This window comes from Bradyrhizobium sp. BR 10261 (genome assembly GCF_019455395.1).
Classification (GTDB): domain Bacteria; phylum Pseudomonadota; class Alphaproteobacteria; order Rhizobiales; family Xanthobacteraceae; genus Bradyrhizobium; species Bradyrhizobium manausense.
The window spans coordinates 119,655-141,561 of the sequence record NZ_JACOFQ010000017.1; the positions used below are offsets into that span (position 1 = coordinate 119,655).

The 21,907-nt window shown below is 64.0% G+C and carries 14 protein-coding genes; all 14 read right to left on the minus strand.

Annotated elements, in window-relative coordinates:
- Position 1: 1 nt before the first annotated feature.
- Positions 2-3,109 carry an EAL domain-containing protein gene (locus HYH07_RS20945; RefSeq protein ID WP_220004266.1) on the minus strand — a complete coding sequence of 1,036 codons (3,108 nt, stop codon included), beginning with the start codon at positions 3,107-3,109 and terminating at the stop codon, positions 2-4.
- A gap of 184 nt (positions 3,110-3,293) precedes the next feature.
- Positions 3,294-4,379 carry a branched-chain amino acid ABC transporter permease gene (locus HYH07_RS20950; RefSeq protein ID WP_220004267.1) on the minus strand — a complete coding sequence of 362 codons (1,086 nt, stop codon included), beginning with the start codon at positions 4,377-4,379 and terminating at the stop codon, positions 3,294-3,296.
- Positions 4,376-5,386 (minus strand): branched-chain amino acid ABC transporter permease, encoded by a 1,011-nt coding sequence (locus HYH07_RS20955; RefSeq protein ID WP_220004268.1) that lies wholly within the window; start codon positions 5,384-5,386, stop codon positions 4,376-4,378. The genes HYH07_RS20950 and HYH07_RS20955 overlap by 4 nt, the downstream gene beginning before the upstream one ends.
- Entirely contained in the window at positions 5,383-6,105 is a 723-nt protein-coding gene (locus HYH07_RS20960) for an ABC transporter ATP-binding protein (RefSeq protein WP_220004269.1), read from the minus strand. Before HYH07_RS20960 ends, HYH07_RS20955 begins: the two co-directional genes overlap by 4 nt.
- Positions 6,102-6,878: an ABC transporter ATP-binding protein gene (locus HYH07_RS20965; RefSeq protein ID WP_220004270.1), complete on the minus strand. Its 777-nt coding sequence runs from the start codon at positions 6,876-6,878 to the stop codon at positions 6,102-6,104. The genes HYH07_RS20960 and HYH07_RS20965 overlap by 4 nt, the downstream gene beginning before the upstream one ends.
- Positions 6,879-7,046: 168 nt before the next feature.
- Positions 7,047-8,231 (minus strand): substrate-binding domain-containing protein, encoded by a 1,185-nt coding sequence (locus HYH07_RS20970; protein WP_220004271.1) that lies wholly within the window; start codon positions 8,229-8,231, stop codon positions 7,047-7,049.
- Between the two features lie 111 nt (positions 8,232-8,342).
- Complete coding sequence (locus HYH07_RS20975) at positions 8,343-10,370, minus strand: acyl CoA:acetate/3-ketoacid CoA transferase (protein WP_220004272.1); 2,028 nt, start codon at positions 10,368-10,370, stop codon at positions 8,343-8,345.
- A 118-nt stretch (positions 10,371-10,488) separates the two neighbouring features.
- Complete coding sequence (locus tag HYH07_RS20980; protein ID WP_228749675.1) at positions 10,489-11,790, minus strand: MFS transporter; 1,302 nt, start codon at positions 11,788-11,790, stop codon at positions 10,489-10,491.
- Between the two features lie 195 nt (positions 11,791-11,985).
- Positions 11,986-13,428, minus strand: coding sequence for a sigma-54-dependent Fis family transcriptional regulator (locus HYH07_RS20985; protein WP_220004274.1), 1,443 nt, complete (start codon positions 13,426-13,428; stop codon positions 11,986-11,988).
- A 222-nt stretch (positions 13,429-13,650) separates the two neighbouring features.
- Positions 13,651-15,387: a bifunctional diguanylate cyclase/phosphodiesterase gene (locus HYH07_RS20990; protein WP_220004275.1), complete on the minus strand. Its 1,737-nt coding sequence runs from the start codon at positions 15,385-15,387 to the stop codon at positions 13,651-13,653.
- Between the two features lie 366 nt (positions 15,388-15,753).
- Positions 15,754-16,719, minus strand: coding sequence for a sensor histidine kinase (locus HYH07_RS20995; RefSeq protein ID WP_057753908.1), 966 nt, complete (start codon positions 16,717-16,719; stop codon positions 15,754-15,756).
- Between the two features lie 546 nt (positions 16,720-17,265).
- Positions 17,266-18,642, minus strand: coding sequence for a cytochrome P450 (locus HYH07_RS21000; protein WP_220004276.1), 1,377 nt, complete (start codon positions 18,640-18,642; stop codon positions 17,266-17,268).
- 128 nt (positions 18,643-18,770) lie between these two features.
- A complete protein-coding gene (locus HYH07_RS21005; protein WP_220004277.1) occupies positions 18,771-20,006 on the minus strand; it encodes an LLM class flavin-dependent oxidoreductase in 1,236 nt (411 codons plus the stop codon).
- Positions 20,007-20,406: 400 nt separating this feature from the next.
- Complete coding sequence (gene sthA, locus HYH07_RS21010; protein ID WP_220004278.1) at positions 20,407-21,798, minus strand: Si-specific NAD(P)(+) transhydrogenase; 1,392 nt, start codon at positions 21,796-21,798, stop codon at positions 20,407-20,409.
- Between the last annotated feature and the right edge of the window lie 109 nt (positions 21,799-21,907).

The following is a 21,907-nucleotide window of genomic DNA, read 5'->3' on the forward strand; positions in this document are numbered from 1 at the left end:
CTCAGGCCACCGCTGCCACGGGAACGGCACCGCCTGGGCCGAACAGCTCACGCACCTCGGCGGCCGGTCTCGGTCTGCTGAACAAATAGCCCTGCATCTCGGTGCAGCCGAGAGCACGCAGCATCTCGCGCTGGGCCTCGGTCTCGACGCCTTCGGCAACCGTGGTCATGTTGCTGGCGGAGGCGATGTTCACCACCGCCTGCACGATCACGGGCGCGCCGTCGGCGTCAGCGATGTCGGCGACGAAGCAGCGGTCGATCTTGATCTTGTCGAACGGGAACCGCTTCAAATAGCTCAGCGACGAATAACCCGTGCCGAAATCGTCGAGCGCGATGCGCACGCCGATCGAGCGGAGCTGGTGCAGGATCGCGAGCGCCGCCTCGTCGTCGCGGATCAGCACGGCCTCGGTAATCTCGAGCTCGAGCCGCCGCGGATCAAGCCCGGACGCATCGAGAGCGCCGGCGATCCGGAGAGCCAGCGTGCCGCATTTGAGCTGCACGGGAGAGACGTTGACCGCGAGGCGGACATGGCCCGGCCAGGTCGCGGCCTCGTTGCAGGCCGTGCGCAGCACCCAGTCGCCCAGCTCGTTGATCAGGCCGGTGTCCTCGGCGATCGGAATGAACTCGGCCGGCGAGACCATGCCGCGTTCGGGATGGCGCCAGCGCAGCAGCGCCTCGCAGCCGGAGACCTCGCCCGAATGCAGATTGACCAGCGGCTGGTAGTGGATCTCGAAGCCGCCATTGACCAGCGCCTGGCGCAGATCCTGCTCCATGGTGAGGCGGGCCTTGGCGCTCGCGTCCATCTCCGGCACGAAGAAGCGGTAGGTGCGCCGTCCCTCCGCCTTGGCGCCGTACATGGCGAGGTCGGCACTCTTGATGAGCTGATCGAGATCGGTGCCGTCCTGCGGCGCCAATGCGATGCCGATGCTGGCGTCGGTCGAGAGCTGGTGGCCCAGGCATTGATACGGTTGGCGGATCGCCTGGTAGATCCTCGTCACGAAGGAGAGCACGTCCGTGGGGGACTGAATCCCGGCCTGGATCACGGCGAATTCGTCGCCGCCGAGCCGCGCGATCAGATCGCCCTGCTCGAGACAGCCGCGCAGGCGGGTCGCAATCGCCTTCAGCAGCTCGTCGCCGACGTGATGGCCGAGCGAATCGTTGATGCCCTTGAATTCGTCGACGTCGATATAGAGCAGCGCGAACTGCTCGCCGTCTGCGACCTTCTCCAGCTCGCGCTCGATCTGCTCGCGGAACAGCGCGCGGTTGGGCAGGTCGGTCAGCGCGTCGTAATGCGCCATATGCGCGATCTTCTCGGCGGTACTGCGCTGCTCGGTGACGTCCTCGATGACATTGATGATGTAGCGGGGATCTCCGGCCTTGTCGCAGATGCCGATGCGCTTTGAAATGGTATGGCGCTGGCCTTCGGTCGGGGTCTTCCAGCTCTGCTCCTTCTGCAGCAGCCGGTCCGGCGCCTGCAGCACCGCATCATCGTCGCGCGTGACGATGTCGGCGTCCGCTTCCGGCAGGATATCGGCCGCGGTCTTGCCGACGATCGTCTTGCCGCCTTCCCCAAAAATATCCTCGGCAATCCGGTTGACCAGAAGGTAGCGCCGCGTGTGAGCGTCCTTCACCGTGATCTGCGAGGGAATGTGGTCGATGATCTCGCGGAGGAACGTGTAGTTGCGGTCGCGCTCCTGCTCCAGATTGCGCCGCTCGGTGATCTCCTCGATGGTGGCGACGCCACCCTGTGCGATCGGGGTGTTGATGACCTGGAAGGTCCGGCCATTGGGAAGTTGATGAGTTTGGGTGGAGACGGTGCCTTCGGCGACGACTCTCATGACCTCGGCGTAGAATTCATCCACATCGCCGTCGAACGCGCCGCGCTCCTTGCGGTGGCGCATCGCTTCGAGGACATGGCAGCCCGGCTTGATGACGTCGTGCGAAAGGCCGAACATGTCGGCGTAGCGGCGATTACAGGTGACGATATAGCCGTCGGCGTCGTACAGGATCAGCGCCTGGGACATGTTGTTGAGGGCGGTGTCCAGCCGCAGCCGTTCCGCCTCCAGCCGCTGCTGCGCCTCGTGGTTCTGCCTGACGATCTGGCGGATGATCAGGAAGAGAATCAGCGCGATCACCGCCGCCGACACCGTCGCGGTGGTGACCATGAAGCCGGTTTGTTGCCGCCAGTCGGCCAGTGCGGCCGACGTGGTGTTGGTCGCCACGATGACCAGCGGGAAATGGGTCAGCGCAACCGCCGAGCCGAGCTTCTCCGTGCCGTCGACCGGGCTCTTGACACGAAGCGTGTGCTGACCTCCGCGGGCCAAAACCGTCTGCATCAGCGGTCCGCCCTTGTAGCTGGTGCCGATCATCGATTCGACGTGCGGGTAGCGCGCCAGCATGACACCTTCGCGGTCGAACAACGTGATGGCGGCGCCTTCGGCGAGCGCGACCGAAGCGAAGTAACGCTGATAGCTGTCGGGATCGATCCGCCGGACCATCGCGCCGACGAAGGTGCCGTCCGGCAGGCTCAGCCGGCGCGCGACGATCGTGGTCCATTTGCCGATGAGAAAGCTGCGCACGGATTCCAGCAGCACCGGCTCCGACATCGGGTTGGTCTTGAAGGTCTGGAAATAAGCGCGCGAGGAGATGTTGATCTTGGGCAGCGGTTCCGCGCGTGACCAGGCGATGATCTCACCGTCGGCGTCGTAGATGGCGATGTCGCCGAGATAGGAGACGGGGCTGATCTTGCCTCTCAGCATCCTGTTCGCTTCGGGGCCGGACATGCGCTCGCGGAACATCTGCGGCGAGGTGATCTCGGGCAGATTCATCTGCCTGATCAAATCGGCTGCGACGACGTCCGAATCTTCAAACTGCTGATCGAAGTGACGTGCAATCAGCTGAGCGGTGTTTTCCAGCTCGCGCTCGCGGTTGGCCAGCGTGCGCTCGCGAAACTCGCCGACCGCCATGGCTGTTGCGCCGAAAATGCCGACGACCAGCAACATCCCCGAGAGGGTCAGCCACAGCACCGGCCCACGACGCATGGCGGCGTCCCAGCCGCCCTTCGCGGCCCGGACCATAGCAGCTGCCATCTGTTGAAAAACCTGGCGCATCCCACCCCCTGCAGGAACAGAAATACTACCGACAGATGGCGCAATGCTTAGGAAAGCCGGTTACTCATGGCTTAAATCGGTTGCGGGACTTCTAGGGATATAAAGCAAAGCGGGAACCGCTTGGCATTGCGTCGCGGTCGCGCAACGCCTGCGAGGGACGCTGCGCTGCATCGTTAATCGAAGCCTAATGCGACGTGCCAGCACTCTTGTCGCCACGGCTGTGACGTAGCCGCCCGACCACGCCGGTCGGGAAGAAATACACGCTGGCAATGAAGAGCAACCCGAGCCAGAGCAGCCAGCGGTCGGGATGCAGCAGCCCCGGCAGCAATGGCAGGCCGGCTTCGCTCGCGGCTTTGGAGGCGACGCCCATCAGCGATTGCAGATAATTCTGGGCAAGGATGAAGATCGTGGCGCCGATGATCGCGCCGTAGATCGTGCCCATGCCGCCGATCACCACCATCAGGAGAATGTCCAGCATGATGGAGAAACTGAGCGAGGTGTCCGGCCCGGCATAACGCAGCCACAGCGCGTTCAGGATGCCGGCGCTGGCGGCGACCAGGGCCGCGAGGCAGTTGGCGTAGGTCAGATGGAATACGGTGCGGAAACCGAGCGCCTCGGCGCGAAAGCGGTTCTCGCGGATCGCCTGCAGCACGCGGCCGAACGGCGAGTTCACCACGCGCAGCAGGGCCAGGATCATCAGGGCCGAGATCGCGAACACCAGATAGAAGGTCAGGATGCGGCCGTTGACCTCGAAGCCGAACAGGTTTTTGGAGATCAGCACCGTGCCGGGGCGCAGCAGCTCCGGCAGCTGGAAGCTGCGCCCGTCCTCACCGCCGGTGAGCCATGACAATTGCGAGGCCAGGACCTGGAAAGCGGAGGCGACGGCGAGCGTGATCATCGCAAAGAAGATCGCGGCCACCCGCAACGAGAACAGGCCGATCGCAAGCGCAAGCAGTGCGGCCAGCGGCAGGCCGATGACAATGCCGGTGGCGACCGCGGCCCAGTTCGCACCCATGCCATACAGCGCGATCGCGATCGCGTAGCTGCCGATGCCGTAGAACATGGTGTGCGCGAACGACACCGTGCCGGTGTAGCCGAGCAGCAGGTCATAGGACGCGACCAGCGCGGCAAAGACGCAGATCTTGGCCGCGACGTTCAGCGCCTTTGCTCCCGGAAACAGAAACGGCGTTGCCGCCAGCGCCAGGATGATGACGACGAGAATGAGCGTGAGCACGCGGCTGCGCGGCGGATCGCCTGAGAGAAGCATCATCGGCTGGTCACCGCATAGAGGCCGCGCGGGCGCCACATCAGAACGGCGACCATCAGCAGGATGTTGGAGACGAGGGCGAGCTTCGGCACCAGGAAGCCGCCGTAATTGGCGACCATGGCCACCAGGATCGCGCCGATGAAGCAGCCGCCGATCGAGCCGAGGCCGCCGATGATGACGACGACGAAGATCAGGACGGTGAGCTCGTCGCTCATGGAGGCATGGACCTGCTCGCGATAGAGCGCCCACATCACGCCGCCGAGGCCGGCCAGCGCCGATCCTGTCATGAACACGCCCAGGAACAGCCGGCGGATGCGATAGCCGAGCGCCTCGACCATCTCGCGATTCTCGACGCCGGCGCGGATCAACAGGCCAAGCTTGGTGCGGTTGAGCACCAGCTGGATGGCGACGAAGACGGCCAGGCCAATCAGCATGGCCAATACGCGGTATTTCGCGATCGCGACGTCACCAAGGATGAAGGAGCCGCGCAGCGAGGCCGGCAGCGGCATCGGAATGATCTGCGGCCCCCATAGCGCATACAGCGTCTGCTCGGCGACGATCAGCCCGCCTGTTGTCATCAGGATCTGCTTCAGGTGCTGGCCATAGACGGGCAGGATCAGCACGCGTTCGACAACGAGGCCGAGCGCGCCGGAGACCGCCATCGACAGCAGCGCCGCTGGCGCCAGCACGGCGAGGTTTACCCAGAGCGAATCCGTCTGCACCGAGGCCGCAAATGGCGCAAAGACCAGCGTTGCGACATAAGCGCCGACCGCGATGAAGGCGCCATGGCCGAAATTGAGCACGTCCATCAGCCCGAACACCAGCGTCAGCCCCGAGGCCATGATGAAGATCATCATACCCATGGCGAGGCTCGCCGCCGTCAGCGTCAGCCAGGTCGAGGGCGAGCCGACCAGAGGGATCATGGCTAGCGCGAGCGCGACCGGTAGCAGGATCGGCGCGAGGTCGCGCTTCGGCTTCGGCAGCGGATCTGATGCAGCGAGTTCAGTCACTGATGTGCCTCCAGGCTCAGGCCGAGCAACCGTTCCTGCAGCGGCACGTCGGCGGCCAGCGCCGCCATCTCGCCGCGATGGACGATGGTGCCGTTGTCCATCACCAGCACGCTGTCGCCGAGCTCGCGCGCTGCAAAGAAATTCTGTTCGACCAGGAGAATGGTCGCGCCCTTGCGCTTGATCTCCTTCAGACACTCGATCAGCGCGATCACGATAGCCGGCGCCAGGCCCTTGGTCGGCTCATCGATCAGCAGCAGCTTGCGCGGCTCGATGATGGCGCGCGCAATCGACAGCATCTGCTTTTGCCCGCCGGAGAGACTTCCGGCGCGCGACAGCCAGAACCGGCGCAGCGCCGGGAAGAAGCCAAAGATCCATTCCAGCTGTCTGTCGTCCATCGCCGCATCGCGCGCCGCGAGAACGAGATTTTCCTTCACCGTCAGATCGGAGAACACGGCCATGCTCTCGGGCACGTAGCCGACGCCCAGCCGCGCAATGTCGGGCGTGGCGAGGCTCTCGATGCGCATCCCGCCGAGCGTAATCTCTCCTGAAGAGGCCTGCCACAGGCCCATGATGGTGCGCAGCGTCGTGGTCTTGCCGGCGCCGTTGCGGCCGAGCAGCATCGTGACCTGCCCCTGCGGGACGGCGAGATCGATGCCCTGGAGGATATGGTAGCGGCCGATATGGGTGTGCACGCCGGAAAGTTTGACCAGGTCGGTCATGCGGCGCCCCCTGCAACCTTCCTGGGGGCTACGCCGAGATAGGCTTCCTGCACGATCGGCGAGGCGATCACCTCGGCAGGCACGCCGTCGGCGACGAGCTGGCCGTTGTGCAGCACGATGATACGGTCGGCGAGCGAGCGCACCACGTCCATCTTGTGCTCGACAAGGAGGATGATCTTGCTCTTGTCCTGCTTGAGCTGAGCGATCAGGTTCAGCACGACAGGCACCTCGTCGATGCTCATGCCGGCGGTCGGCTCGTCGAACATGAACACTTTTGGTTCCAGCGCGATCATCAGCGCAACTTCGAGCTTGCGCTGGTCGCCATGCGACAGCGCGGTCGCGGCGACGCTGCGGCGGTTGCCGAGCGCGACCTGGTCGAGGATGGCATCGGCACGCGCGATCAAATCACGGCGGACCATCCAAGGCCGCAGCATGTCGTAATGGGTGCCGCTCGCCGCCTGCACCGCGAGGCGGACGTTTTCTTCCACCGTCAGATTCGGGAAGAGATTTGTGAGCTGAAACGCGCGCCCGAGACCTGCGCGGGTGCGCAGCGGCGCGGAATGCTGGGTGATGTCGGCGCCGTCGAACAGGATGCTGCCGCTGGATGCGCGCAGCTGGCCGGAGATCAGATTGAAATAGGTGGTCTTGCCGGCGCCGTTCGGCCCGACAATGGCGGTGAGCTCGCCCGGGCGGAACGTGCAGCTGACATTGTTGACCGCGACATGCCCGCCGAAGCGGATGGTGAGGTCACGGGTTTCGAGGGAGAGGGGCATTGGTCTGGCAAATGATGAGAGAGCAATAATTCCACGATCTCGCTGCGCTCCCTCCCCCACTTGCGGGGGAGGGTCGGGGAGAGGGTATCTCCTCTGGGCGAGAACCCCCAAGAGGTTAGGGCCCTCTCCCGACCTCTCCCGCACGCGGGAGAGGTGAAGGAAGAAAACTCACCGCTTGTTCTTGATCGGAACGTCCATGTCCTCGATCTTCAGCTCGCGCACCGGCTCGAGCACGGCCCAGGCGACGTTCGGATCGACCTTGACCTTGAAGTGATACATGCTCTGCAGCGCCTGATGGTCCTCCTTGCGGAACACCATCTTGCCCTTCGGCGTGTCGAACTCCATGCCTTCCATCGCCGTGATCAGCTTCTCGGTGTCGGTCGACTTCGCCTTGGTGACGGCGGTCACGACGGACATGGCGGCGGCAAAGCCGCCTGCGGTGAAGAAATCCGGCGGCGCGTTGAAGCGCTTCTGGTGCTCGGCAACGAACCAGTCATTCACCGGATTCTTCGGGATGTCGTAGTAATAATAGGTCGCGCCTTCCATGCCGGGCAGGCTCTTGTAGGCGGCGAGCGCCGGCAGGATATTGCCGCCGGTCGAGAGTTCGATGCCGTAGCGCTTCGGATCCATGTCCTGGAGTTTTGCAAGCGGATTGCCGGCGCCGGCCCAGATCACCCAGATCACCTTGCGGCCCGGCTTGTCCTTCAGGGCATCGAACAGGCGCTGGCCGACCGCGGTGAAGTCGGTGGTGCTGGTTGGCGCGTACTCTTCCGCGGCGAGCGTCGCGCCGGTCTTGGCGAGGGCCTCCTTGAAGGCGGCGACGCCGTCGCGGCCGAAGGCGTAGTCCTGCGCCAGCGTGGCCACGGTCACGCCCTGCTTGCCGATCGCGACCGCGTTCGAGATCGCGTCCTGCGATGAATTGCGCGCGGTCCGGAAAATGTAGCGATTCCATTTCTCGCCGGTAATCTGGTCCGCGACCGCCGGCTCGACGATCAGGATCTTCTTGTTCTCTTCCGCAACGGGGAGAATGGCGAGCGCGGCGGCCGAGGAGGTGGTGCCGATGGCGATATCCGCCTTGTCATCCTGATAGGCTTCGGCGAGCGCTGCCTTGGCAAGGTCCGGCTTGCCCTGGTCGTCCTTGGTGATGATGACGATCTTGCGGCCGTCGAGCGTCATGGTGCCCTTGGTGGCGTATTCAAAACCCATCTGCAGGCCGGTCTCGGTCTGCTTGGCATAGGCTTCGAGCGGGCCGGTCTTGCCGTAGATCAGTGCGACCTTGAGATCGTCGGCGTGCGCGGCAGTCGCCGCAGCGAGGGCGAGAACGGTTGTTGTTATGATGTGTGATCGACGCACGATGGTCCCTCCTGACTTGATTTGTTGGGCAATAGCGATTTGCACAGCCTGACGGACATTGCAATTCGACCTTACGGCTGAGGCGGCTGCTCGCAAGCTCTGCATGATTTTTTAACGCCGCCGCGCCGCGAGCCGCGCACTGCCGGCCTCGGTCTGCCAGTCCGACCGCGCCTCTTCGGCGCTCTCGAAGATGTGCGGCGCGACACCGCGCCGCTCCAGCGCTTCGCCGAGCTTGATGCGCAGGAAACCCGACGTCGTGTAGCGCGACACGCCGATATAGAAGCGGTCGACCAGGCTGCGCACCATGGCCGAGTAATCGTCCAGCAGCTCCGGCAGGATCGAGAAGTTGTCATAATTTACGATGGCGTAAACCTTGCGGCCGAGCGGGGCGAGCCTGGCCTCGACAATGCGCGCGATCGCGTCGATATCGGCCTTGCTGCGCAAGGGATAGCGCTCCAGGTTGATGAAGAACAGGTTCTGCTGCTCGTCCAGCGCAAAACGCTGGTCGAGCGGAATGGTCAGCAGCCGCTCGCGCAGATCCATGGGACCGTCGCGGAAGATGCGGGCATCCATCGGGCTCGGCTCGCGCGGGATCAGCGGCTTGAAATCCATCAGGCGCAGGATGTCGCGGTCGATATCGATGCCAGGCGCGACTTCGGTGAGCTCGAGCCCGTCGGGCCGCAGCGCGAAAACGCAGCGCTCGGTGACATAGAGCACAGGTTGCCCGCGCGCCGCGGCAAAGCGGCCGCTGAAGGTCACATGCTCGACCTTGTCGACGAACTTGCGCGACTTCGCCTCCTCCACGATGGCGAGCTTGCCGTCGTTGACGGCGATGCGTTGCCGGCCGGCGGCAAAGGTGCCGACGAACACGACCTCCTTGGCATTCTGGCTGATGTTGATGAAGCCGCCGGCACCGGCCAGCTTCGGCCCGAACTTGCTGACATTGAGATTGCCGGTACGATCGACCTGCGCAAGCCCGAGGAAGGCGGCGTCCAGCCCGCCGCCGTCATAGAAGTCGAACTGATAGGGCTGGTCGATCACCGCCTGGGTATTGATCGCCGCGCCGAAATCGATGCCGCTTGCGGGGATGCCGCCGATCACGCCGGGCTCCGCAGTCAGCGTGATCAGGTCGATGATGCGCTCTTCATTGGCGACGGCGGCGATTCCCTCGGGCATGCCGATGCCGAGATTGACGACGCTGTTGGCCTTCAGCTCGAAGGCGGCGCGGCGGGCGATGATCTTGCGCTCGCTCAAGGGCATTTCAGGCAGCGATGTCGTCCGCACTTTGATCTCGCTGGAATAGGCCGGATTATATGGCGTGCCAAACGTCTGCCAGTGATGCTCGGGCTTGGCCACGACGACGCAATCGACCAGCACGCCGGGGATCTTGACCTGTCGCGGATTGAGACTGCCGCTCTCGGCGACACGCTCGACCTGGGCGATGACGATGCCGCCGGAATTGTGCGCGGCCATGGCAATCGCCAGCGCTTCCAGCGTCAGCGCCTCTTTCTCCATGGTGAGGTTGCCGTCGGGATCGCCCGTGGTGGCGCGGATGATCCCGACATTGATCGGGAACGTCCGATACAGCAGGCACTCTTCGCCGCGCAGATTGATCAGCTCCACCATGTCCTCGGTGGTGCGCGGATTCAGCTTGCCGCCGCCGTTGCGCGGATCGACGAAGGTGCCGATGCCGACGCGGGTGACGTGAGCCGGACGGTGCGCGGCGATGTCGCGGAACAGATGCGTGATCACACCCTGCGGCAGATTATAGGCTTCGATCTGGTTCGCGATCGCGAGCTGCTGCAATTTCGGGGCAAGGCCCCAGTGTCCGCCGATGACGCGGCGGACCAGGCCCTCATGGGCAAAATGGTTGAGGCCGCGGTGCTTGCCGTCGCCCTGACCCGCGGCATAGACCAGCGTGAGGTTGCGCGGCTTGCCTTGCGTGTAGGGCGCATCGCCCTCATTCGCCAGATAGAGCTCCTCCAGCGCGATCGCGATCTCCTCGGCAAAGCCGATGCCGACGAAGCCGCCGGTCGCGACCGTGTCGCCGTCGCGAATCAGCATGACGGCTTCAGCCGCCGTGACGATCTTGCCCTTCTCTGAATGGGGCAGGTAAGCCAAGGCTGGGTGCTGGCTCATCGCGTTCCCTCCCGTATTTTCTGCGGATCCTATGGTCCGCTCTTCTTGCTTGGTTTGATCTGTATCACGGGAGCGGCGAGCCGCTCCCGTGCCGTGAGCGCTGGCTCATTCAGGGCTGTCAGGCCTTGCGCGTTTCGGTGGCGAAATAGACCGAGACCACCGTGATGATCGCGAGCCCGATCATGTAGAGCGAGATCGGCCAGGTCGCGGGCGCATAGGCGGTCATAAGCCCCGTCGCGATCAGCGGTGACAGCGCGCCGGCGAAGATCGAGGCGAGGTTGTAGCCGAGCGAGACGCCGCTGTAGCGCACCTTGGTGCCGAACAGCTCGGACAGGAAGCTCGCCTGCGGGCCGTACATCGCGGCGTGACCGATGGCGAGGCCGAGCACGATCGCGATCCATGCATATTGCGGGTTCTTGGTCGCCAGCAGCATGAACAGCGGGAACGACATCAGCGCCGAGAACACCGCGCCGAAAATATAGACCGGCCGGCGCCCGACCTTGTCGGACAGCGCACCGAAGGCCGGAATGGTGAAGGTCTCGATCGCGGCTGCGATCAGCACCCCGTTCAGCATATCCTGCTTTTGCATGCCGAGCGATTGCGTCGCATAGGCGAGCACGAAGGTGGCGTAGATGTAGAAGAAGCCGTTCTCCGCAAAGCGCGCGCCCATCGCCAGCAGGATGTTCTTCGGATACATCCTGATCGCCTCGAGGATCGGCATCTTCACGTCCTGCTTGGTGTCCTTCACCTTCTGGAATTCCGGCGATTCCGCGATGGTGAAGCGGATCCAGAGGCCGACCAGCACCAGTGCGATCGAGAACAGGAACGGAATGCGCCAGCCCCAGGCCAGGAGCTGCGCGTCCGTCAGCATCGCCGAGACCACCGAGAACACCAGCGTGCCGAGCACGAGGCCGAGCGGCGCGCCCAGCTGCGGCCAGCTGCCGTAGAAGCCCTTCTTGTCCGCCGGTGCGTGCTCGACCGCCATCAGCACCGCGCCGCCCCATTCGCCGCCAAGGCCAAAGCCCTGGACCAGGCGGCAGGTGATGAGCAGGATCGCGGCCCAGATGCCGGCGGTGTCGTAGGTCGGCAGGAATCCGATCGCCGCCGTCGCCGCGCCCATGATCAACAGCGTGAGATAGAGCATGGTCTTGCGGCCGATCTTGTCGCCGTAATGACCGAACACGACCCCGCCGAGCGGACGGGCGATGAAGCCGAGCGCATAGGTCGCGAACGCCAGCAGCGTGCCGATCATCGGGTCGAAAGTCGGAAAGAACAGCTTGTTGAAGATCAGCGCAGCGGCCGTGCCATAGAGGAAGAAGTCGTACCACTCGATCGCCGTGCCGATCAGGCTGGCGGTGGCGACGGTGACGTGTGACGGGTGTCGTGCTTGAAGCTGATTGACGGCGATCGCTCCACTCATCTGGCGTTCTCCCTGGTTGCGAATGCGCATGTGCAGCATGCGTCATTGTGCAAAGCGAAGAGCAAGCTCTGCGCCAGATGCCATAGGTTTGCGCAAATGGGCGGAAAATCCAGCAGATTCAGCATGGACGGCGTCGCCAAGGTGCAATGCGCCATGTCAGGAATCCGAGACTCCGGACACGCTCTGTCTCGAAACTCAGACGGATGTGGCGCCCGAGGCGAGGCCGAACTTGGCGAGCTTCTTGTAGAAGGTTGCGCGCGAGATCTGGAGCATCTTGGCGGCTTCCGAGATCTGGCCGTTGCTGGCGGCAAGCGCCTGCTCGAGCGTGTGCTTCTCGAACTCGGCTTCGGCCTCGGCATAGGGCAGGACGAGACCGGTCGGTCGCGATGGTGCCGCCGGTATCATCTCCGCATTCACGGGGAGAATGCGATCGAAATCGTCGCTGGTGAGGCGTCCCGAATCGCTCAGGATCAGCGCGCGTTCCAGGATGTTGCGCAGCTCGCGGACATTGCCGGGCCAGCCGTACCGCGCCAGCGCAGTCAGACCGCTCGGCGTGATCCTGGCGTTGAGATAATCGCCGGATGCGCTGATGTCTTCGAGCAGCCGGCCGCAGATCTCCGGCAGGTCTTCCAGGCAATGACGCAGCGGCGGCAGCACGATCGAGAGCACGTTGAGCCGGTAGTAGAGATCGGCCCGGAATGTCCCCTCGCTGACCCGCTTGTGCAGGTCGACATTGGTGGCGGCAATCACCCGCACGTCGACCTTGGTGACCTTGTCGGAGCCGAGCGGCTCGATCTCGCGCTCCTGCAGAACGCGCAGCAGCTTGGCCTGCAATTGCAGCGGCATCTCGCCGATCTCGTCGAGAAACAGCGTGCCGCCGTCGGCGATCCGGAATTTTCCGTCGCGGCCCTTGCGGTCCGCACCGGTGTAGGCGCCCGGTGCCGTACCGAAGAACTCCGATTCGATCAGCGTGTCCGGGATCGCCGCGACATTGACGCTCACGAAAGGCTTCTCGGCGCGTGCGGACGCATTGTGGATCGCCTGCGCCAGCATCTCCTTGCCGGTGCCGGTCTCGCCCGTGAGCAGGACCGTCACGTTTTGGCGCGCGGCGCGTGCTGCGAGCGTCTTGGCCTGCGCGATGCCTGCGGTGCTGCCGACATAGTCCTCGAAGGTGAAGCGCGCGGCGCGCGCGTGGGACAATTGCCGCCGCGCCAGCCGCAGGTCGTTCTCGAGCTGGGCGACGCGACCGAGCAGCGGCTTCAGGCCTTCGAGGCGATCATAGAGCACGAAGCCGATCGCACCGATGATGTTCCCTCTCTCGTCCTCGATCGGCATCCGGGTCACGACGAGTTGCTGGCCGCCGAGCTCCATGATGTCGAGGATGATCGGCTCGCCCGTTTCCACGACCCTGCGCAACAGGCTGTTGGGGATCACCTCTTCGATCGGGCGGCCGAGCGCCTCGGATTCATGCGAGAGGCCGATCGCGGTGACGTATTTTTCGTTGACATAGACCACGCGCCCGCTGCGATCGATCGCGATGGCGCCCTCGCACAGATGCTCCAGCCGCTCGAACAGCGTCTCCATGGCGCGTGCGCGGATATAGGCGGGATCACTGACGACGGAAGAGGGACCGGACATGGCGTACCTCGGGAGGTCTGCCTGTGTATTACCAAAAGGGCAGCGATTTCAAAGGGGGAAATGGGCTGGGGACCCGGGCCGCGACCGCCACTGTCGTGCCCCGGCTTGTCCGGGGCATCCAGTACGCCGCGGCCTCTCGATTCAACAACGACTGTCTCTGGAATACTGGGTCGCCCGGCCGAGCCGGGCGACGACACCGGAGATTGCAGCGCCGTCGCGCCCCTATCGCCGATACCGGCTCGCCCGTGAATAGCCCTGGCGGTTCTGCTGCATGGGGCGGGCGGAGACGCTGGCGCGGGATTCGCTGGAGACGGGGCTGGCGAGCTTCAGCTCCTCCAGGAAGATGGGCCGCGCGAAATAATAGCCCTGCGCGTAGCGGATCTTGGTCGCGGCCTGCAAATAGGCGAGCTCCTCATAGGATTCGATCCCTTCGGCAATGACCGTCATGCCAAGCGCTTCGCTCAAGGATTCGATCGCGCGCAGAATGCCCTGGCTGCGCGGCCGCTTATGGATGTCGGTGATGAAGGAGCGGTCGATCTTGATCTCGTCGGCGGTGATGTCGGCGAGGGCCGACAGCGAGGAATAACCGGTGCCGAAATCGTCGATGGAGATGCCGACGCCGAGCTTGCGGAATATCGGCAGGATCTCGGCCTGGAAGTGGTTCTTGGCGACGAAGGCGTCCTCGGTCACCTCGATCATGAACCGCTGCGGGAAGCCGGTGTCATCCAGTGCCTGTGCAAAGCTGCGCATGAAGTCTGGATTGCCGGCCTGCTTGGCGGCGACGTTGATGCTGATGGTCGCTTCCGCACCGAAGGTCTCGTTGATCAGGTCGATCGACTTGACGATCTCGGCGAGCACGAGATGAGTGAGCTCATCGATCAGGCCGAGCTCACCCGCCAGGTTGATGAACGAGCCCGGCGCCTGGATGACCCCCTCGTCGTCGCGCAGGCGCACCAGGGCCTCGATGCCCTTCACGGCCTGGGTGCGGATGTCGACCTTGGACTGGAAGGCGCAGCAGAAGCGCTTCTCGAGGATGGCCATCCGCAGCGACTGCTCGATCTTCATCCGCGCCAGCGCCTCGCGCTCCATGCCGGTATCGAAAAAGCCGCAGGATCCCTTGCCGTTGTTCTTGATGCGGTACATCGCGATGTCGGCGTTCTGGCGCAGCGTTTCGAAGCTGCTTCCATGGTCGGGATACAGGCTGACACCGACCGAGGTCGAGGCGAACACTTCCGAATTGTCGATGAAGAACGGAGCCGTCAGCCGCTGCAATGTCGTTGATATGAATTCGGCGACTTCCTCCTGGCTCCGGATGGGCGAGAGCAGCAGCAGGAATTCGTCGCCGGAGATGCGCGCCAGCATGTCGGACTCGCGCAGGTCTCGCGCCAGCCGTTTCGAAAGCTCGACCAGCAGCGCGTCGCCGACGGCGTGGCCGTAATAGTCGTTGATATGCTTGAAATTGTCGACATCGAGAAATGCCAGCGCGAAGCGCTCGTCGCTGCGATCGCGCCCGAGCAGGCTGTTGGCGCGATGTTCGATCACGCGCCGCGAGGGCAGTCCGGTCAGCTCGTCGAAATAGGCCGAGCGAAACAGCTGGTCTTCGAAATTCTTCTGCTCGGTGATATCAGCGGACGCCGAGATCAAGAGCTCGCGGCCGGCGAGGCGGACCGGTCTATGGGTGGTGAGCAACACCTGGCGTGCGGCGCCGTCTTGAAGCGCTTCTTCGGAGACAACAGGATGACCGGCCCTGAGCGCGCGCTCGCAGGCCTCGCGGCGCTGCGCGAGATCCGGCGACGGACGGCTGCCGTCCATGCCGAGCTGGGCGGCGGCGACATCGTTAACCAGCAGAAGCTTGCCCTGCGCGTCCTGCACGGTGAGGCCGGCAGGCAGCATTCTAACGATTTCCTTGAGAAATCCGAGCTCGGCTTCGCTCGCGCCGTCATATGCATTGTCGTTCATAGAATTCATGAATCTTGTTGTTTCAGCGCGCCTTTGCAATGGGCGCGATCATGCGCAGTTCCCTCTTAGGTTTGGTTAAGGGGTCCGCTGAAATACGGGGGTGTTTCGGGGAGAAGCGTGGTGCCGCGAGGCGCGCTGTCGATCGTCATTAACAGAACGTCAACGGCACTTGCGAAAACGCGAGCGAAGCGCGTGGTCGGTTTTCGCATTCCCCGCGGTGCATCCTTCGAGACGCCCGCCTTTGGCGGGCCCTCAGGATGAGGACTGAGCGTGTGGCAGCTGTTTGAGCGCGCGGCGATGCTCATTCAGCCTCATCCTGAGGAGACCGCGCAGCGGTCGTCTCGAAGGACGAGGCGTGCGCGCAGGTTATTCGCTCTTGGGAATCCTGCACTGCATGATGCAATGCAGGCCGGTCTTCAAATACGAGATCTCGCTCTTGCCGTCGAAGGCGGACAGCGCCGACTTCAACAGCTTGGTACCGAAGCCGGGCGTGGAGATTTCGCCAACGGTCGGCCCCTCGGTTTCGTCCCAGGTGATGGTCAGACGGTCGTCATTGACGGTCCATGACACCTGCAACAATCCGCGTGGTGAGGAGAACGCGCCGTATTTGCCGGCGTTGGTGGCGAGCTCGTGAAACATCAATGACAGTGTCACCGCGAGCTTCGGCGGCAGGAACAGCCGCTCTCCATTGAGGGTGAAGCGGACATGGCCGTACGGGCCGAGCTCGGAGATCAGAAGATCGCGGATGTCGCAACCGCCCTTGTCGATCCGCGAAATCAGATCGTCGGTCGCGGCCAGCGAGCGCAGTCGCGGGTCGATCCGGGCCCAGACCTCCGGCTGGTCGTGCAGCACCTGGTGCATCACTGCGTGCACCGTCGACAGCTTGTTCTTCAGCCGGTGCTGCAGCTCGTCGACCAAGAGCTTGCGATACTCTTCCTCCTCGATCAGTCGCCTGGAGATCCGGCGCTGCTCGGCAAGCATCGTCCGATAATGCTCGACGCCCCAGATGGTCAGCGCGCAGACGCCCCAATAGAGCGTCAGCAGCACGAAACGCGCACGATCGGCAAACGCATCGCCGAAATTCAGGACGAAGCCGAGCACGCCGCCGACCAGCGCGGTCACGATGCCGACCCGGAATCCTCCGAAGGCGGCCGCAAAGAACACGGCGGGGAAGTATGGCGTGAAGTAGACGTCGGGGCGCACTTGCGCGAGCCCCCAGCGCGCCAGGGTCGAAAGCAGCAGGCAGGCCAGCGCGAACGCAAGGCTCAGGCCGAGCGGAGGTGTCGCAACGCCCTGCCAGCCCTTGCGGAATTCCTCGATCAGCTTCCCCATGCGCAGCCCGGTTGCGATCTTCGTCCGAAAATCGAGAGGCAGGCCACGATGTTACGCATCCCGGATGCGCAAGCAAAGCTTGCCTTGTCGCCAGGCAGAAGGAACAGTGACGGTTGCGGCGCCCGATGTCGCAGTGGCGTCATCGTTAGGTGTCCGCCATAGGCATCAAAATCATTGGAAAACAGGCACATTCGAGGGCAAGGTTGCGGCGATCGCGGGAAGCGACGAGCGGGCTGGATTCCGTGGAAGTCTTCGTTGCCGAAGGTGCCAAAATTGTGATCGCGGGCGGGCGCATCCCGCAGGGCGAGACGAGATGCCGTAGGGTGGGTTAGACGGCGGCTGCGCGAAGCGCAGTCGCTGGCGTAACCCACCATTGTTGTTTCCCCGGAGATGAAAGAGGTGGGTTACGCCGTGGAAATTGCGCTTCGCGCAGTGCCGTAGGGTGGGCAATGGCGCGCTCTTCGCGCGCCGTGCCCACCATTGCTCCCAAGTGAAAGATGGTGGGCACGGCGCTGCGCGCCTTTGCCCACCCTACGAGAGCGGCGGCTAAACCGCCTTCATGCGCACCCTCAACCCATCCCGCGGCTTCGGGATCGGCCACATCTGCCACTCCGGCTTGTAGCCAGGATCGAGCGAGACCTCGATGTTCTGCAGGAAGTGCCGCGCAAAGCATTTCGCCTGCATGTAGGCGAAGTGCAGGCCGAGGCACATATGGGCACCGCCGCCGAATGGAATCCAGGCGAAGCGATGCCGATTGCGCTGGGCTTCCTCGGTGAAGCGCAAGGGATCGAAGCGATCCGGCTCCGGCCAGATATCCTTCATGTGGTGCGTGTAGAGCGGATTGACGCCGACAGCGGTGCCGGCGGGAATCGCAAAACCCTTGAAGCTGAAATCGCGCATCGCACGCCGCGGCATCGAGGGCACCGGCGGCTTGATCCGCAATGCTTCCTTGAAGGCCATTTCCGACAGCGGCATCTTCTCGAGAGCGTCGAAGCTGCTGGGCGCATCCGGCGCGAGCCCGAGCGCGAGAACTTCGTTGCGCAGCCTGCTCTGCCAGTCGGGGTTGGCGGCGAGCTCGCCGATGAAGGACGTCAGCGACGAGGTCAGCGTGTCGTGCGCAGCCATCATCAGGAAGCTCATGTGGTCGATGATGTCCTGGTCGGACAACAGCGCGCCATCCTCATGGGTGGCGCGGCAGAGATGCGAGAACAGGTCATCGCCGCCGTGATTGCCACGGCGCAGCGGAATCTGCTCGCGGAAATAGGCGATGATGCGCTTGCGCCCCCTCACGCCGGCCGCCATCTGCGTGCCGGGCAGCGGACGGCGGATCGGGGCGACCGCAGCCGCCACCATGTCGACGAAGGCGCGGTTGATCTCGTCGACCTCGGGTCCGATGTCGGCGCCGAGAAAGGACGTCGCGGCGAGATCGAGCGTGAGCTGCTTCATTGCCGGATAAAGCCGCATCTCGCCGGGCCTGGACTTCCATCGCGCGACGCGCGCGGAGATGCCGCGATCGAGATCGCTCAGATAGGACTTCATCGGCCCGGACTTGAACGCGACCGACAGCGCCTTGCGATGCAGCCTGTGCTCGTCGAAGTCGAGCAACATCAGGCCGCGCGGAAACAGGAGTCCAAGCACGTTGTTCCAGCCGTGGGTCGACGAAAACAGCTTTTGCTGGTCGAACAGCACGAGCTCGTTGGCCTCCGGGCCGAGCAGCACGATGTTGGTCTCGCCGAAAATATGGGTGCGGTAGACCGGACCGTATTTGGCGCCATTTCGCTCGATATGCCCCTTGGGATCGGCCAGCACCTGAAACGTCTTGCCGATGATCGGCCAGCCCTCGTCGCCCGGGATGTGTGTCAGCGCGTTGCGTTTGGGCGCAGTGTACGGAAGCGCCGACGTGGCCATATTCTGCATCGACATGACGATTGCTCCGGATGGCTGACCCGGAGGATATAGCACAATTCGGGTGCGATGATGCGACGGTTGTTTGGCGCGCGGATTACCGCAAGCGAGATCGTCGTCCCGGCTTTCGCTGGGACGACGAGTGCCTACCGCTTCGCCGCCTCCTTCTGCAGATCCGGCGCGTTGACGGCGGGAATCGCGACGCGGCCGGGGCCGGTCACCTTCAGCGCCTCGGCGGCCTTCTCGTTCTCCATGATCTTGGCCATCACGGCCTGGCCGGCACGCTCGAAGATCGCGCGGTTCTCGATCACGAATTTCTGCGACTTGCGCAGGCCATCGATATAGCCGTTGATTTCAGGCACGACATAGCGCGCCACCATGTCCCAGCTGCGGCGCGTGGCTTCCGGATTGGCCCAGTCGTGCACGAAGCCGATGATGGCGCCGACGCCGCCGGACACTTCCATCACGTTCTTGATGGTTTTGACGAGATCGTCGGGCGTGCCGATGGTGGAGGCGGCGCCGTCGACGAAGGCGGTCTTGTCCACGGCTTCATCCGGTGACGAGAACGCCTCAAGGCCCGGCCGTTGTAGCGTGCCGACGTTATATTCGTTGTGCCAGCGCATCAGCCCGGCGCCAGCTTCTCTCCGCGCCTGCTCGCGGCTCTCGGCGATGTGGAAGGTCAGCAGAACGCGCCAGTCGGCGCGGTCGACTTTCGTGCCGTGCTTCCTGGCGGCATCCTCGGCGAATTGCCATTGCTGTTGCAGCGACATCAATCCCTGCGTCGTCATCGAGCCCAGCGAGATGATGCCGATGCCGTATTTGCCGGCCAGCGTCATGCCTGACGGCGAGATCTGCGAGGCCACCACGAACGGCATCTCCTCCTGCAACGGCAGGAGCTGCAGCGCAGCGTCGTTCATGGTGAACCAGTCGCTCCTGGCGGTGACACGCTCGCCGTTGAAGAGGCGGCGGATCATCGCGATCGCCTCGTCCTGGCGGTCGCGCTGCGTCATCGGGTCGATGCCGAGCGTATGTGCGTCCGAGGCCAGTGCGCCGGGGCCGGAGCCGAAGATGGCGCGGCCACCGGTCATGTGGTCGAGCTGCACCATGCGCTGGGCGACGTTGAAGGGATGGTGATAGGGCAGCGAGATCACGCCGGTGCCGAGCTTGATCCGCTTGGTGCGCTCGCCGGCCGCGGCCAGGAACATCTCGGGCGAGGCGATCATCTCCCAGCCGGACGAATGGTGCTCGCCGCACCAGAACTCGTCATAGCCGAGCGCATCGAGCTGCTCGACCAGGTCGAGATCGCGCCGGAACTGGAGCATCGGATGCTCCCCGATCGGGTGATGCGGGGCAAGGAAAGCCCCAAACTTCAGGCGCGCCATGGCGTTCTCTCCGGTTGAGTTTTTTGTTCGTTGGTTGTGTCAGGCTACGTGCCCGATGGCACGAACGCAATCGCGCGATGTCCCGCGCGGCGGAATGAAAGGCATGCGTCGAGGCAAGAGTAAGCTGCGGTAGCCCGGATGGAGCGCAGCGCAAGGAGCCTCCGCGGGGAGGGCGGTCGTTGGAATCTCGAGATACCCCACACCGCCATTGCGAGCGAAGCGATCCAGAATCCCTCCGCGGAAAGGTTCTGGATTGCTACGTCGCTTCGCTCCTCGCAATGACGTGGTTAGAAAGCGTCGTCTAGGGGGCATTCGCCCCGCGGAGAGTCTCCCTCACCCGGAATTCAAACGCAGTTTGAATTCCGACCTCTCCCCGCAAGCGGGGCGAGGTGAAGAAAGATCACCGCGTCATCCTGTTCCACGCATCGAGGCCGGCGATCTTGTACGCTTCCGCCAGCGTCGGATAGTTGAACGTGTTCTGGATGAAATAGTCGATCGTGCCCTTCAGGTTCAGCACGGCCTGGCCGATATGGATCAGCTCGGTGGCGCCTTCGCCGAGGATGTGCACGCCGAGCAGGCGGCGGGTCTTGGTGGAGAAGATCATCTTCATCATGCCGCTGTTCAGCCCCATGATGTGCCCGCGCGAGGTCTCGCGGAAGCGGGCAATGCCGACCTCGTAGGGAATGCCGCGCGTGCGCACCTCTTCTTCCGTCAGGCCCGCGGTTGAGATCTCCGGTACCGAATAGATGCCGTAGGGAAAGAATTCCGGCGGCGCCAAGGGCTCCATGCCGAGCGCGTGGCAGGCGGCGACGCGGCCCTGCTCCATCGAGGTCGAGGCGAGGCTCGGAAAGCCGATCACGTCGCCGGCCGCATAGATATGCGGCACGCTGGTCTGCAAGGTGACAGGGTCGACCTTGATGCGGCCGCGATGGTCGACGGCGATGCCGGCAGCCTCCAGGTTGAGCCGGTCGGTGGCGCCGACACGGCCCGCCGCGAACAGCAGCATCTCGGTGCTGACGTGCCGCCCGTCCGACAGATGCGTGACGATGCTGCCCTGCGCATTCTTCTCGATCGACGTCACCTTGGAGCCGAGCCGCAGTGCGATGTTGCGGTCGCGCAGCTCGTGCATGAACTCGTCGATCAATTCCTTGTCGATGAAATCGAGGAAGGTCGGCCGCGGTTCGATCAGGGTCACGGGCACGTCGAGCGCGCTGAAGATGGTGGCGTATTCGACGCCGATCACGCCGGCGCCGATCACGGCGAGGCTGCGCGGCAGCTTTGGCAGCTCGATGATCTCGTCGCTGTCGAGCACGGAATGGCCGTCGAATGGCACGTCGTCGGGCCGGAACGGCCGGGTGCCGCAGGCGATCAGAATGAAGGCGGCCGACACGATCTTGGTCTCGCCGATGGCGCTGGTGATCTCGACCTCGTGCGGCGAGACCAGCCGTGCTTCGCCATTGGCGGTGCGGACCAGGTTGCGGCTGAACTGATGCTCGAGCACCTCGACCTCGTGGTCGAGTGTCTTCTGCAAGCGGGTCATCAGATCGCTCGCCGCGATGTCCTGCTTCACCCGGTAGGAGCGGCCATAGAAGCCGCGCTCGCGCCAGCCGGAGAGATTCAGCACCGTCTCGCGCAGCGTCTTCGAGGGGATCGTGCCGGTGTGAACGGAGACGCCGCCGACCCGCCGGCCCTTCTCCACCACCAGCACGGCCTTGCCGAGCTTGGCGCATTGCACCGCGGCCCGGCGCCCCGACGGGCCCGAGCCGATCACCACCATGTCGTAATCGTACATCGGATTCGCTTCCAAACCGACTTGCCTTCAAGGCCTTGCAATCTCAGCGGGAACCGACATGCAGCAATCGGGCCAAAGGGCGGCCAGCCCTACCTCCGAGGTAATCGCG

Excerpts from the sequence above, each read along its gene's own strand:
- HYH07_RS20945 (WP_220004266.1), bottom strand. The coding sequence starts at position 3,109 with ATGCGCCAGGTTTTTCAACAGATGGCAGCTGCTATGGTCCGGGCCGCG.
- HYH07_RS20950 (WP_220004267.1), bottom strand. The coding sequence starts at position 4,379 with ATGATGCTTCTCTCAGGCGATCCGCCGCGCAGCCGCGTGCTCACGCTC.
- HYH07_RS20960 (WP_220004269.1), bottom strand. The coding sequence starts at position 6,105 with ATGACCGACCTGGTCAAACTTTCCGGCGTGCACACCCATATCGGCCGC.
- HYH07_RS20965 (WP_220004270.1), bottom strand. The coding sequence starts at position 6,878 with ATGCCCCTCTCCCTCGAAACCCGTGACCTCACCATCCGCTTCGGCGGG.
- HYH07_RS20975 (WP_220004272.1), bottom strand. The coding sequence starts at position 10,370 with ATGAGCCAGCACCCAGCCTTGGCTTACCTGCCCCATTCAGAGAAGGGC.
- HYH07_RS20980 (WP_228749675.1), bottom strand. The coding sequence starts at position 11,790 with ATGAGTGGAGCGATCGCCGTCAATCAGCTTCAAGCACGACACCCGTCA.
- HYH07_RS20985 (WP_220004274.1), bottom strand. The coding sequence starts at position 13,428 with ATGTCCGGTCCCTCTTCCGTCGTCAGTGATCCCGCCTATATCCGCGCA.
- HYH07_RS20990 (WP_220004275.1), bottom strand. The coding sequence starts at position 15,387 with ATGAACGACAATGCATATGACGGCGCGAGCGAAGCCGAGCTCGGATTT.
- HYH07_RS20995 (WP_057753908.1), bottom strand. The coding sequence starts at position 16,719 with ATGGGGAAGCTGATCGAGGAATTCCGCAAGGGCTGGCAGGGCGTTGCG.
- HYH07_RS21000 (WP_220004276.1), bottom strand. The coding sequence starts at position 18,642 with ATGTCGATGCAGAATATGGCCACGTCGGCGCTTCCGTACACTGCGCCC.
- HYH07_RS21005 (WP_220004277.1), bottom strand. The coding sequence starts at position 20,006 with ATGGCGCGCCTGAAGTTTGGGGCTTTCCTTGCCCCGCATCACCCGATC.
- sthA (WP_220004278.1), bottom strand. The coding sequence starts at position 21,798 with ATGTACGATTACGACATGGTGGTGATCGGCTCGGGCCCGTCGGGGCGC.